Below are 12796 nucleotides of genomic sequence, written 5' to 3'. Positions count from 1 at the left end.
GCGTAGCCCGCCATTTTACCCGAGCAGACGAATGCGGGCGAGCAGGCTTTTCTCGATCGGTTGAACGGTTCGCGCGCTCGCGCGTACACTCGCGGCACTCTCCGCCGAACCCTCCGATGACGCCCGCTTCCTCTTCGACTTCCTCCGAACCGCTCTCCCGTCACGCGCTGCACGCGCTCCTCGCGTCGGTTCTCGGCTACGCGATGGACGGCTTCGACCTGCTGATCCTCGGCTTCATGCTGCCGGCGATTGCCGCCGATCTGCATCTCACGTCCGCGCAATCGGGCGCGCTCGTCACGTGGACGCTGGCCGGCGCGGTCGCGGGCGGCGTCGTGTTCGGCATGCTGTCCGACTACTTCGGCCGCGTGCGCGTGCTGACCTGGACGATCCTCGTCTTCGCGGTTTTCACGGGCATGTGCGCCTTCGCGCGAGGCTACGGCGATCTGTTGATCTATCGCACCATCGCCGGGATCGGGCTGGGCGGCGAGTTCGGCATCGGCATGGCGCTCGTCGCGGAGGCATGGCCCGCGCGGATGCGGGCGCGCGTGTCGTCGTATGTGGGCATCGGCTGGCAACTGGGCGTGCTGGCGGCCGCATTGATCACGCCGATGCTGCTGCCCGTCATCGGCTGGCGCGGCATGTTCGCGGTCGGCTTGTTGCCCGCGGTCGTATCGTTTTTCGTGCGGCGGGGCGTGGAAGAGCCCGCGCTGTTCACGCAGCGCCGGGCAACGGTCAAAAGACGCGAAATCCCGCTGAAACGACTCTTCGACGACGCCCGCACCGCGCGCGCGAGCCTCGGCGTGATCATCCTGTGCTCGGTGCAGAACTTCGGCTATTACGGTTTGATGATCTGGCTGCCGACCTATCTCTCGAAGACCTTCGGCTATTCGCTCACGAAATCAGGACTCTGGACCGCCGTCACCGTGCTCGGCATGGCGCTCGGCATCTGGCTCTTCGGGCTCGCGGCCGATCGCTTCGGGCGCAAGCCCGCGTTCCTCGTCTACCAGTTCGGCGCGGTCGCGATGGTGTTCGTCTACTCGAATCTGACGAGCCCCTCGGCGCTTCTGATCGGCGGCGCGGTGATGGGCGTCTTCGTGAACGGCATGCTCGGCGGTTACGGCGCGCTGATTTCCGAGATCTATCCGACCGAAGCGCGCGCGACTGCGCAAAACGTGCTGTTCAATATCGGGCGGGCGGTAGGCGGGCTCGGTCCGGTCGCGGTCGGCGCGCTCGCAGCGCGTTACTCGTTCTCCGTTGCGCTGGCCTTCCTCGCATCGATCTATCTTCTCGATGTGATCGCGACGCTCTTCCTCATCCCCGAAAAACGCGGCGCCGAGCTCGACTGAGTGCGGTGTCATCGGACGAAATTGCGCTGAAACGTTGCATCGCGTCAATTCATGTGCCCGGTGTACACTGAACGTCCCAAAAAAACCAAGCTCCGTCCGCTCGTTTCATCCTTGGCGAGCGGCACGTTGCGTCTATCCGACGCGCCGGGCAACTGAACTGGTCCATAGATTCACATTTCCGCATTCATGCAGCACGGTCGACGGCAGTGTGAACCCTGTTAAAAAATTCCCAAACGTCTCAGGTCAATCATGGACGAACAACTGAAGCAAAGCGCCCTCGCGTATCACCAGAATCCCCGTCCCGGCAAGATTTCGGTGACGCCGACGAAACCCCTTTCCAATCAGCTCGACTTGTCGCTCGCGTATTCGCCGGGCGTCGCGGCCGCGTGCATGGCGATTTACGACGAGCCGCTCGATGCGCAGAAGTACACGTCGCGCGCGAATCTCGTCGGCGTCGTGACGAATGGCACCGCGGTGCTCGGGCTCGGCAACATCGGCCCGTTGGCCGCGAAGCCGGTGATGGAAGGCAAGGGGTGTCTGTTCAAGAAGTTCGCGGGCATCGACGTGTTCGATATCGAGTTGGCCGAAACCGATCCGGACAAGCTCGTCGATGCGATCGCGATGCTCGAACCGACGCTCGGCGGCATCAACCTGGAAGACATCAAGGCGCCGGAATGCTTCTATATCGAGAAGAAGCTGCGCGAGCGCATGAAGATTCCCGTTTTCCATGACGATCAGCATGGAACGGCGATCATCGCCTCGGCGGCGATTCTCAACGGCCTGAAAGTCGTCGGCAAGAAGCTGGACGAAGTGAAGCTCGTCTGCTCCGGCGCGGGCGCGGCGGCGATCGCGTGTCTGGATCTGCTCGTCGATCTCGGATTGAAGAAGTCGAACACGCTCGTTGTCGATTCGAAGGGCGTGATCTATGAAGGGCGCGGCAATCTGGACGCATCGAAGGAGCGCTATCAGGCGACGACCGACGCGCGCACGCTCGCCGACGCGATGCACGGCTGCGACGTGTTCCTCGGCTGCTCGAGCGCGGGCGTGCTCAAGGCCGACATGGTCACGACGATGGCCGACAAGCCGCTGATTCTCGCGCTCGCGAATCCGGAGCCGGAGATTCGGCCGGAAGAAGCGAAGCGGGTGCGTCCGGACGCGATCATCGCGACGGGCCGTTCGGACTATCCGAACCAGGTCAACAACGTGCTGTGCTTCCCGTTCATTTTCCGCGGCGCGCTGGATGTCGGCGCGACGACCATCACGGAAGAGATGAAGCTCGCGTGCGTGCGCGCGATCGCTGAACTTGCGGAAGAAACCGATCAGGGCGATGAAGTCGCGAAGGCGTACGAAGGCCATTCGCTCGAATTCGGTCCGGAATATCTGATTCCGAAGCCGTTCGATCCGCGCCTCATCATCAAGATCGCGCCGGCTGTCGCGCAAGCCGCGATGGATTCGGGCGTCGCTACCCGTCCGATCAAGGACATGGATGCGTATCGCGAGACGCTTGGCGCGACGGTGTATCGCACCGGCATGGTGATGCGTCCGGTGTTTGCGGCGGCGAAGGCGGCGCCTGCGCGCATCGCGTTCGCGGAAGGTGAGGACGAGCGCGTGCTGCGCGCCGCGCAGTTCGTGCTGCTGGAGAGGATCGCGAAGCCGATCATCATCGGGCGGCCGGCTGTCGTCGAGATGCGTTTGCAGAAGATGGGGTCGAAGCTGAAGCCGGGCGTCGATTTCGAGATCGTGAATCCGGAAGACGATCCGCGTTATCAGAAGAGCTGGCAGGCGTATCACGAGATCGCCGCGCGCGAGGGCGTGACGCCCGAAAGCGCGAAGGCCGCGCTGCGCAAGTTCAACACGCTGATCGGCGCGATTCTCGTCCATATGGGCGATGCCGACGGCATGATCTGCGGTTTGATCGATACGTACCAGGATCATCTGAAGTTCGTCGATCAGGTGCTCGGCAAGTCGCGGGATGCGAAGAACTTCGCCGCGATGAATCTGCTGATGCTGCAAGGGCGCAATCTGTTCATCAGCGATACGTACGTCAACGAGACGCCGACGCCCGAGCAGCTCGCCGATATGACGATTCTGGCGGCGCGCGAAATCGAGCGATTCGGGATTCAGCCGAAGGTGGCTTTGGTTTCCAACTCCAATTTCGGTAGCGTGCCGAGCGCGTCGAGCAAGCGGATGGCTGAAGCGCGGAAGCTGATCGCGGAGCGTGCGCCGCATCTGGAAATCGACGGGGAAATGCACGGCGATGCGGCTTTGTCGGAAACGGTCCGCAAGGCCGCGTTCCCGGGAACGACGCTGCATGGCGAGGCTAACTTGCTGATCATGCCGAACGTCGAGGCAGCGAACATCACGTACAACCTGCTCAAGATGGTGAGCGGCGAGGGCGTGACGGTTGGGCCTTTCCTGCTGGGTGCTGCGAAGCCGGTGCATATTCTGACGCCGGCAGCGACCGTGCGGCGGATCATCAATATGACGGCGGTGGCGAGCGCGAATGCGAGCGTGGCGAAGGCGAAGTAAGGTTTAGCGCCGAAGGAAGAACGGCGATCCGGGAGACTGGATCGCCGTTTTTTTATGGCTTGGACGCCGTTGATGATTCGGCTCCGATGGGTCGCTCCGAAGTGTCGTCCAAAAGCGCGTCGGCGCTTGCGTCCGGGTCGAAGGAGACGCTGAGACTGGTTTCAGATCCGGTTTGGCGCGTAAGCAGGACCAGAAGTTCGGGCCGCAATCCATCACCCGGATGAGCGGCTAGAGCGTGAAACGAGAGAAGCGGCAGCATGTTCGGCTCCATCCAATGACGTGAGCATCATGGGGTCAGGCTATCGCTCTCGTCGTGAAGGCGCGTCCCGCTTCTTGCGTTTCAATTGGCCGCGCAGAAAGCAAAAAGGCGATCCGCTTTCGCGAACCGCCTTCCGAACGTCAAGCGAGAAGCGTCAGGCCACTTGCCGCGCGTCGCCTTGCGGATCGCGCCACCGCGCCAACAACTTCTCCCACTTCACCTTCGCCGCCTTCACGTTGTTTTCCTTGATGTGCCCGTACCCGCGCATCGAATCCGGCAGACTTGCGAGCTCGATCGCCAGCGGCAACTTCTGCACGGTCAACCCGCCGATCAACTCACGCACGAGCGCCTCATACTCGTCGATCAAAGCGCGCTCCATCTTCCGCTCTTCGGTGCGCCCGAACGGATCCAGCGCAGTCCCGCGCAAGAACTTGAACCGCGCCAGAACCCGCATCGCTGACATCATCCAGGGTCCGTACTGTTTCTTCACGAGATGTCCGTGCGAGTCTTTCCGCGAAAGAGAAGGCGGCGCGAGATGCACCTTGATCTTCCAGTCGCCTTCGAAACTCGCGCGCACCTTTTCGATGAAAGCCGGATCGGCATACAAGCGCGCGACCTCGTATTCATCCTTATAGGCCATCAGCTTGTGCAGATTCTTCGCGACGGCTTCGGTCAGCGAATAATCGCCGTTGCCCAACTCGGCCTCGGCAGCACGCACCGACGCCACCAGCCGCCCATAGCGCGCCGCGTACGCCGCGTTCTGATACCGCGCGAGATAGTCGAGCCGCTTATCGATCAAAGCATCGAGCGCCTTCGGCGTATGCAGCGCGATGATCTTGCCCGGCGCAGCCTCTGCCGAACCATGCGCAAGCCGCGTCACACTCGAAGGATCGTGCGCCGCACGCCGTCCCCACTCGAACGCCGCGAGATTCTTCTCGACCTGCACGTTGTTCAGCTCGATCGCGCGAACCAGCGATTCATGCCGCAACGGCACCCATCCCTTCTGCCACGCGAAGCCCAGCACGAACGGATTCGTATAAATCGCATCGCCCATCAGCGCGACGGCGAAGCGGTTCGCATCGACCAAAGCGACGTGCTCGCCCGCCGCCGCGCGGATATCCGCCTCCGCGCTCGCGCCCGGAAAACTCCAGTTCGGGTTCTTGATGAACTCGGCGGTCGGCGTCTGCGCGCTGTTCACGACGACGCGCGTGTGATCCGGCTGCATTCGCGAGCCGCATTCGTTGCTCGCGGTGACGATCGCATCGCAGCCGATGACGAGATCCGCCTCGCCCATCGCAATGCGCGTCGCGTGGATATCGGCCGGACGGTTCGCGATCTGCACGTGGCTCATCACGGCGCCGCCCTTCTGCGCGAGGCCCGTGACATCCAGCACTGTGACGCCTTTCTGCTCCAGATGCGCCGCCATGCCGAGCAGCGCGCCGATCGTCACGACGCCCGTCCCGCCGACGCCCGTCACCAGCACGCCGTAAGGCCGCCCGATTTCCGGCAGTTCGGGCGTGGGCACCGCGGGCATCGCATCGTCGGAAACGCTCGTCGCCTTCGGCTTCTTCAGTTGCCCGCCTTCCACCGTGACGAAACTCGGGCAGAAACCGTTCAGGCACGAGTAGTCCTTGTTGCACGTCGACTGATTGATCTGCCGCTTCGTGCCGTACTCGGTTTCGAGCGGCTCGACCGACAGACAATTCGACTTGACCGAGCAATCGCCGCAACCCTCGCAAACCGCCTCGTTGATGACGACGCGTTTCGCCGGATCGGGAAACGCGCCGCGCTTCCTGCGTCGACGCTTTTCCGTGGCGCAGGTCTGGTCGTAGATCAGAATCGACGTACCGGGAATTTCACGCAACTGACGCTGAATGTCATCGAGTTCATCGCGATGATGTACTTCGATGCCTGGCGCGAGACCGACATTCGCGTCGTACTTTTCCGGCTCATCCGTCACGATGACGATCTTCGTCGCGCCTTCCGCCGCCAGTTGGTGCGTGATCTGCGGCACGGTCAGCACGCCGTCGACCGGCTGGCCGCCCGTCATCGCAACCGCATCGTTGTAAAGAATCTTGTAGGTGATGTTCACCTTCGCCGCGATCGCCGCGCGGATCGCGAGCAGGCCCGAGTGGAAGTACGTGCCGTCGCCGAGATTGGCGAATACGTGCTTGTCGTTCGAAAACGGCGACTGGCCGACCCACGCGACGCCTTCGCCGCCCATCTGGCTGAACGTGCTCGTGCTGCGGTCCATCCAGACCGTCATGTAGTGACAGCCGATGCCGGCCATCGCGCGCGAGCCTTCCGGCACGTTCGTCGACGTGTTGTGCGGACAGCCCGAGCAGAACCACGGCTTCCTCTCCGCCTCGACGCGCGGCCGCGCGAGCGACTTCTCCTTCGCGTCGATCACGGCCAGTCGCGCGGCGATGCGCGTTCGCACGTCGGCGGGCAGATCGAATTTTTCGAGACGAGTGGCGATCGCCTTCGCGATGATTGCAGGCGACAGCTCGTAGTGCGCCGGAAGCAGCCAGTTGCCCATCGGCACGGACCATTCGCCGCCGGCGCCGTCTTTCTCGTCGAACTTGCCGTAGACGCGCGGACGTTGCGCATCCGGCCAGTTGTACAGTTCTTCCTTGATCGCGTATTCGAGAATCTGACGCTTTTCCTCGACGACCAGAATCTCCTCAAGCCCGCGCGCGAATTCCTGCGCGCCTTGCGCTTCGAGCGGCCACACGCAGCCGACCTTGTAGAGACGAATGCCGAGTTGCGAGCACGTTGCGTCGTCGAGGCCGAGATCGGTGAGCGCCTGGCGCACGTCGAGATAGGCCTTGCCGCCGGTCATGATGCCGAAGCGCGCATGCGGCGAATCGATTTCGACGCGATCCAGCTTGTTTGCGCGCACGTAGGCGAGCGCGGCGTACCACTTGTAATCGAGCAGACGCGCTTCCTGCACGAGCGGCGGATCGGGCCAGCGGATATTCAGGCCGCCATCGGGCATCGCGAAATCGGTCGGAATCACGATTTGCGTGCGATGCGGATCGATATCCACGGACGCCGACGACTCGACGACATCGGTCACGCATTTCATCGCGACCCAGAGGCCGGAGTAGCGGCTCATCGCCCAGCCGTGCAGGCCGAAATCGAGATATTCCTGCACGTTCGACGGAAACAGCACCGGCAGGCCGCACGCCTTGAAAAGGTGCTCCGACTGATGCGCGAGCGTCGATGACTTCGCGGCGTGATCGTCGCCCGCGAGCACCAGCACGCCGCCGTGCGCAGCCGATCCTGCCGAATTGCCGTGCTTGAAGACATCGCCCGAGCGGTCGACGCCCGGGCCCTTGCCGTACCACATCGAGAATACGCCGTCGTATTTCGCGCTCGGGTACAGGTTGACTTGCTGCGAGCCCCACACGGCGGTGGCGGCGAGATCTTCGTTCACGCCCGGCTGAAACACGACCTGATGCGCGGCGAGATGCTTCTTCGCCTTCCATAGCGACTGGTCGAGACCACCGAGGGGAGAACCGCGATAGCCGGAGATGAATCCTGCGGTATTGAGACCCGCGGCCTTGTCGCGCTCTTGCTGGAGCATCGGCAGACGCACCAGCGCCTGGATGCCGCTCATATAGGCGCGGCCGCGTTCGAGCGTGTATTTGTCGTCTAGCGTGACGGACTTCAGCGCGGCTTCTAGTGAAGCTCTTTGTTCTGCGTCTAGCGGGGCGTTCATTATGTGTCTTCCTCCACCCGAGGTTTGGGATCACCAAAGCATGTTTCGGGCCGTCGCGTCTTGTGAACGGTCGGGCCGGGATTCCAGTGTGCCGTTCTAAGGGTTTTCGAGACAGTGGGACAAACCCGTTAAAAATTCCTCACTTACTTATGCTTTGCGTCGATTCCTTGACGATTTGACCGTCTTGGAGTGGGTTTTGTTACCGCGTGTAAATTCGACCGACTAGTGGAACCTTGCGCCTCATGACTGTCTAAAATGGGCTTCCGGAGACCCCGTGCCGTTTTTTTTGTGCACGTTTGGCTTCCGAAGGCAGGCTGTACGCACGTAGTTAGAAGGAGATAACGATGAAACAACGCCACGTCCAGAATTTCTTGATGGTTTCGGCGGCTTTTTTTGCCATCAGCGCGCCGGTGGGCGGTGCACGGGCAAATAATGCGACGCCGTTCGGAGCGTCGTCGGTTGCACAGGTCGCGCAAGTGCGCGTTCAGTCCGTTCAGGCTGGCGTCACGAAACGCCGCGAATCGGAAAGCAGCGACGACGAGACGGCGGGCTGATCCCGTCATCGCGGCCGTGCCTCGAGCACCGGCCGCCGGAACGAAAAAGGGACATGCATCGCATGTCCCTTTTTTTCGGCTGTCGTTTCCGTCAGTTGGCGGTGGTGTCCTTCAGCACGCCGCGCCGCATCTGATCCAGTTCGATCGATTCGAAGAGCGCCTTGAAGTTGCCTTCACCGAATCCCTGATTGCCCTTGCGCTGGATGATCTCGAAGAAGATCGGCCCGATCTGGTTTTCCGTGAAGATCTGCAGCAGGATTTCGTCCTTGGTGCCATCGATCAGAATCTTGCGCTTCTTCAGTTCGGCGACCGATTCGACGTGACCCGGCACGCGGCGATCCACGAGTTCGTAATACGTGTCGATGGTGTCGAGCAGCGCGATCTTCGCCCCGCGCAGGCCGTCGACCGTGGTGTAGATATCGCCCGCACCGAGCGCGATGTGCTGGATGCCCTCGCCGTGATACGCGTCCAGATATTCCTGAATCTGCCCCGCGGTCTCCGAGCCTTCCTCGTTGATCGGAATGCGGATCTTGCCGCAGGGCGACGTCATCGCCTTCGACTTAACCGCCGTCACCTTGCCTTCGATGTCGAAATAGCGGACTTCGCGGAAGTTGAAGAGCCGTTCGTAGAACTCCGCCCATTCGACCATGCGGCCGCGATGCACGTTGTGCGTCAGGTGATCGATATAGGTCAGACCGTGGCCGACCGGATTCTGCTCCGCGCCGGGAATCGGCTCGAAGTCGACGTCGTAAATGCTGATATCGCCGATGCTGCCCGGCTGCGCGCCGTTCTTGCCGCGCCAGCGATCGACGAAATAGATCAGCGAATCGCCGATACCCTTGATCGCCGGGATGTTCAACTCCATCGGGCCGGTCTTGTTGTCGAAGCCCCACGCGCCGAGTTCGAGCGCGCGTTGGTAAGCCTTGGCGGCGTCGGCGACGCGGAACGCGATCGCGCAGATCGACGGTCCGTGGAGGCGCGCGAAGCGCTGCGCGAACGAATCAGGTTCCGCGTTGACGATGAAGTTGATTTCACCCTGGCGATACAGCGTCACGTCCTTGTGACGATGCTTCGCGATTGCTGTGAAGCCCATTTGCTCGAACAGTTTGCCGAGCGCGACGGGATCGGGCGCGGTGTATTCGATGAATTCGAAGCCATCGGTTCCGACGGGATTCTCCCAAGTCGTTGCGGTCATGCGTGTCTCCTGATTTGAATGTGGCGCGATTGCGCGACGTGGAGACAGTTTAATAAGATTGCGCTGGCAAAAACTTGCGAAACAAATCGCTGGTTCATAACATTGCACACGAAGCTGCCAAATCGGCGCGCTGTGGAGCAATAAAATGGCTGAACCGGAATTGGATACGATCGACCGCAAAATTCTCGCGATTCTTCAGGAAAATGGACGGCTGTCGAACCAGGAGATCGCGGATCGCGTGAATCTGTCGCCGAGTCCGTGTCTGCGCCGCATCCGGCGGCTGGAAGAAATCGGCGTGATTCGCGGGTACGTCGCGTTGCTCGACGCCAAAAAGCTCGGGCTCGGATTGCTCGCGTATATCAACGTGCGACTGGAGAAACGCGGCGGAATGCAGGCGGTAGCCGGCACACCGAAAGCGCGGACGCACGGCGATCTTTTTCGCGAAGCGGTGCGTTCGTGGCCGGAAGTCGTCGCCTGCGACGCGATGACCGGCGAGATGGATTTCCTGCTGCGCGTCCAGGTGCGCGACATGGACGATTTTTCGCGCTTCGTGCAGGACGAACTGCTGCATCACCCGTCGGTCATCGATGTGCGTTCGAGTTTTTCTCTGGAGCGCATCAAGGAAACGACGGTTTTGCCGCTGCGTTAGAAACGATGAAGGGCGGTCAGTGCCGCCCTTGCTGGTCCCACTCGTAACGCATACCCCGAGAAGACTACGCAGCGTCCGCCGTCGGCATGAACGCTTGAAAAACTTGCGATGCGCGATGCGCCTGGCGCTTGATCGCGTAATCGAAGACGGCTGCTTGCTCCTGAAGTAGCTCGCTCATGAGGCTGCCTTGGTCCGCGGGCGTGAGCGACAGATAAGCGTCCGCTTCGCCGTACGCGTATTCGATCTTCATGCCGGACTTCTTCGCGATGTGCATCATCGTCGAATTGCGCGACAGGCAGTGCATGTACAGCACCGAAACCTGTGTGTTGCGGCTGCGCATGGCGGCGCGTTCGAACAGCTTTGAACCGATGCCGCGGCCGCGCGCGCTTTCGAGAACGGACACGCCGAACTCGGCGGTGCGCTTGTCGCCCTCGGCGGGCAGATACGCCAAATGGCCGACGCCGATCAGTTCCAGCGCGCTTCCAAACACACCGAAGACTTTGTCGTTCGAGAAGTTGAGATTGCGCACGTAATTCTCGATGACGTGGTCCGGCACGACTTGCCCGAAGCGCAAGAGCCGGTCGTCTTCGTCGAGAGCGAGAAAGTGCGTGAGGAGACGTTCGCGATCTGCCGACGACAGTTCACGGACGAGAACCGGCATACGCGCGTCTTTGAGCGGCTGATCGCTCGCGACGATCTGCTCGGCAGTGCGGTTGATGGTCAGTTCCACGGTTGTTCCTCCTTCATTCGTGATGCAGCATGCTGCAAAGCAAAACGAATTTTAGCCGATTGCGGAGAAACGGATACGGGAAAACCCTTAAAAGACCCTAGGCGCTACGTTCTAAACAGCTAATGAAAACGATTAAATTATATAAAAATCAATGACTTAAATATATTGCGCGAAAGCAACGATTCACCGTCCGACCGGTTTGTTGTGCTGCATCAAATTAGTCGCCACCGAGCCCGTGCTCGATCATGCCGACGACCTGTTCGGCGAACTCGCCGTAGCCGAGCTTGCCGCCAGGCTTCAGCCACGTGAACGTCCAGTTGATCATGCCGAAGACCATCATGGTGAGCGCGGTCTGGTTGTCCTTCGTCGCGCGCTTCGGATAGGCGCGCGCGAGCTGACGGGCGAACGCCGCCACGATGTCGCGCTGCCGGTCGAGCACGATTGCGCGCTGGGCTTCCTCTAGATACTTCACATCATTCAGAAGCGCGACGTGCCGGCTGTGCGACGTCTCGTACTCCGCAAGAAACGCGCGTACGAGCTCGGCGAAAGCCTCGCGCTCGCCCAGTCCGCGCCGCTGGCTCGCGCCTTCCACCTCCGCGATGATCAGCATCAGCCGCTTCGTGTAACGGTCGAGGAGATCGAAGAGGATCGCCTCCTTGCTCTCGTAATAGTGATAGAGCCGCGCTTTCGACGTGCCGCTCGCGGCAGCGAGATCGGCCATCGAGGTGCTGGGATAGCTCGTCTGCGCAAATTTCGCGGCGGCGAGTTCGAGGATCTGTTCGCGTTGCGTCTCGTGATCGGGCGCTTTGGTACGGGCCATGTGTTCGAAGAATGCGTTCTTATAGATTTAGCGGCGCAGCTCGGCCTGATTGATCTCGGACGGCGTGCCGCGGATTTTAAGCCGTCCGGCCGTGATGAGCTCGCGGCAGCGCCAGAAAGCGATGGAATCGGAGAGCATGAAGTCGAAGCGCTGACCCATCGCGGCGCCGGCGATCTGGCGTGCCGGTTGCCATTCGGGGCCGGCGAGATCGAGCAGCGCTTCGTCGACATCGAGCCACGTTCCGGAGACGAGCATGTTGTCGCGCAGGCGACGCGTGTCGGCGCTGGCGTGCTTCGCTTCCTGCCATTCGAGTGCCAGGCGGCTGATGCGCAGCACGGAAATCGGCGCCGCGGTCGGCAGTTTCGCGAGCAACTGCTTTGGCGAGAACATGCCGACGGCCGTCGCGCGATCGGCGCGGCCTATGTGATCCGCGTCTTTGTCGTCGTCGGCGAGCGCGAGGTCGTCGTGATTCAGCTTCGCTTCGTTCAGGCGCTGCGGCGCATTGCGCAGATGATAGGCCACGCGCCGCAGCGTGAGTTGATCGGCCGCGCTCTGACCGTGCCACACGACGATCTGACTATCGCCGCGCGAGAGGCTGCCGACGAGCGCCTGCTGTTCTTCGAGTTCGTCCTCGAAGTCGATCGCGCTGTTCAGGACCTGACGCCAGAACGCCGCGCGTGCGAGCGGCGATTCGTCGATATCCCTGATCGGGCCGACGGCTAGATCGTCGCGCAGCGCGATGACGCGCTCGTCGCGTTCCGCGCGCCGCAATGCTTCCGTGAGGGCTTGGGCCGCGCAATCGCCATTCGTGACGTGAATCATGTTCATCGGTGTCGGGACGCAGGAAAGACAAAAGGACCGCTCGGTCGGGCGGTCCTAGTTTACGCGAATCGAATGACGCCCGGCTGTGATCTAGCGCTCGTCGAAACTCACGACGACACGCTCGCTCAGCGGATGACACTGACACGTCAGCACGAAGCCGTCATCGAT

9 protein-coding genes are annotated in these 12796 nt (G+C 61.6%); 4 read left to right on the top strand and 5 right to left on the bottom strand.

All coding sequences use genetic code 11. The features are described from left to right. Positions 1–116: 116 nt before the first annotated feature. Both AWB74_RS35740 and AWB74_RS35735 read left to right on the top strand, forming a co-directional pair. Positions 117–1346, top strand: coding sequence for an MFS transporter (locus tag AWB74_RS35740; RefSeq protein WP_061151341.1), 1230 nt, complete (start codon positions 117–119; stop codon positions 1344–1346). Positions 1347–1595: 249 nt separating this feature from the next. Continuing rightward, complete coding sequence (locus AWB74_RS35735) at positions 1596–3875, top strand: NADP-dependent malic enzyme (RefSeq protein ID WP_061151340.1); 2280 nt, start codon at positions 1596–1598, stop codon at positions 3873–3875. A gap of 413 nt (positions 3876–4288) precedes the next feature. Here the strand turns inward: AWB74_RS35735 and AWB74_RS35730 are convergent, their stop codons facing one another. Beyond that, the gene (locus tag AWB74_RS35730) at positions 4289–7858 is read right to left on the bottom strand and encodes an indolepyruvate ferredoxin oxidoreductase family protein (RefSeq protein ID WP_061151339.1); all 3570 of its coding nucleotides are present in this window, start codon (positions 7856–7858) and stop codon (positions 4289–4291) included. A 344-nt stretch (positions 7859–8202) separates the two neighbouring features. Here AWB74_RS35730 and AWB74_RS35725 point away from each other — a divergent pair, with 344 nt between their 5' ends. Further along, on the top strand, positions 8203–8412 hold the full coding sequence (locus AWB74_RS35725) for a hypothetical protein (RefSeq protein ID WP_061128367.1): 210 nt from the start codon (positions 8203–8205) through the stop codon (positions 8410–8412). A gap of 91 nt (positions 8413–8503) precedes the next feature. Here the strand turns inward: AWB74_RS35725 and hppD are convergent, their stop codons facing one another. Then, positions 8504–9607, bottom strand: coding sequence for a 4-hydroxyphenylpyruvate dioxygenase (hppD, locus tag AWB74_RS35720; protein WP_061151338.1), 1104 nt, complete (start codon positions 9605–9607; stop codon positions 8504–8506). A 145-nt stretch (positions 9608–9752) separates the two neighbouring features. Here hppD and AWB74_RS35715 point away from each other — a divergent pair, with 145 nt between their 5' ends. After that, positions 9753–10256 carry an Lrp/AsnC family transcriptional regulator gene (locus AWB74_RS35715; RefSeq protein WP_061151337.1) on the top strand — a complete coding sequence of 168 codons (504 nt, stop codon included), beginning with the start codon at positions 9753–9755 and terminating at the stop codon, positions 10254–10256. Between the two features lie 64 nt (positions 10257–10320). Here AWB74_RS35715 and AWB74_RS35710 read toward each other — a convergent pair whose 3' ends face one another. From AWB74_RS35710 to AWB74_RS35700, 3 genes are all read right to left on the bottom strand, one after another. Continuing rightward, positions 10321–10917: a GNAT family N-acetyltransferase gene (locus tag AWB74_RS35710; protein ID WP_235024805.1), complete on the bottom strand. Its 597-nt coding sequence runs from the start codon at positions 10915–10917 to the stop codon at positions 10321–10323. Between the two features lie 286 nt (positions 10918–11203). Further along, positions 11204–11806, bottom strand: coding sequence for a TetR/AcrR family transcriptional regulator (locus tag AWB74_RS35705; RefSeq protein ID WP_061151335.1), 603 nt, complete (start codon positions 11804–11806; stop codon positions 11204–11206). Positions 11807–11833: 27 nt separating this feature from the next. After that, positions 11834–12634 carry a DUF1835 domain-containing protein gene (locus AWB74_RS35700; RefSeq protein ID WP_061151334.1) on the bottom strand — a complete coding sequence of 267 codons (801 nt, stop codon included), beginning with the start codon at positions 12632–12634 and terminating at the stop codon, positions 11834–11836. Positions 12635–12796 lie beyond the last annotated feature (162 nt).

The sequence above is a fragment of the Caballeronia arvi genome, from assembly GCF_001544695.2.
Lineage (GTDB): Bacteria > Pseudomonadota > Gammaproteobacteria > Burkholderiales > Burkholderiaceae > Caballeronia > Caballeronia arvi.
This window is presented reverse-complemented; position numbering and strand designations above follow the sequence as displayed.

Bases quoted from the DNA above. Each gene is read 5' to 3' on its own strand.
- AWB74_RS35740 (WP_061151341.1), top strand. From the start codon at position 117: ATGACGCCCGCTTCCTCTTCGACTTCCTCCGAACCGCTCTCCCGTCAC.
- AWB74_RS35735 (WP_061151340.1), top strand. From the start codon at position 1,596: ATGGACGAACAACTGAAGCAAAGCGCCCTCGCGTATCACCAGAATCCC.
- AWB74_RS35730 (WP_061151339.1), bottom strand. From the start codon at position 7,858: ATGAACGCCCCGCTAGACGCAGAACAAAGAGCTTCACTAGAAGCCGCG.
- AWB74_RS35725 (WP_061128367.1), top strand. From the start codon at position 8,203: ATGAAACAACGCCACGTCCAGAATTTCTTGATGGTTTCGGCGGCTTTT.
- hppD (WP_061151338.1), bottom strand. From the start codon at position 9,607: ATGACCGCAACGACTTGGGAGAATCCCGTCGGAACCGATGGCTTCGAA.
- AWB74_RS35715 (WP_061151337.1), top strand. From the start codon at position 9,753: ATGGCTGAACCGGAATTGGATACGATCGACCGCAAAATTCTCGCGATT.
- AWB74_RS35710 (WP_235024805.1), bottom strand. From the start codon at position 10,917: ATGCCGGTTCTCGTCCGTGAACTGTCGTCGGCAGATCGCGAACGTCTC.
- AWB74_RS35705 (WP_061151335.1), bottom strand. From the start codon at position 11,806: ATGGCCCGTACCAAAGCGCCCGATCACGAGACGCAACGCGAACAGATC.
- AWB74_RS35700 (WP_061151334.1), bottom strand. From the start codon at position 12,634: ATGAACATGATTCACGTCACGAATGGCGATTGCGCGGCCCAAGCCCTC.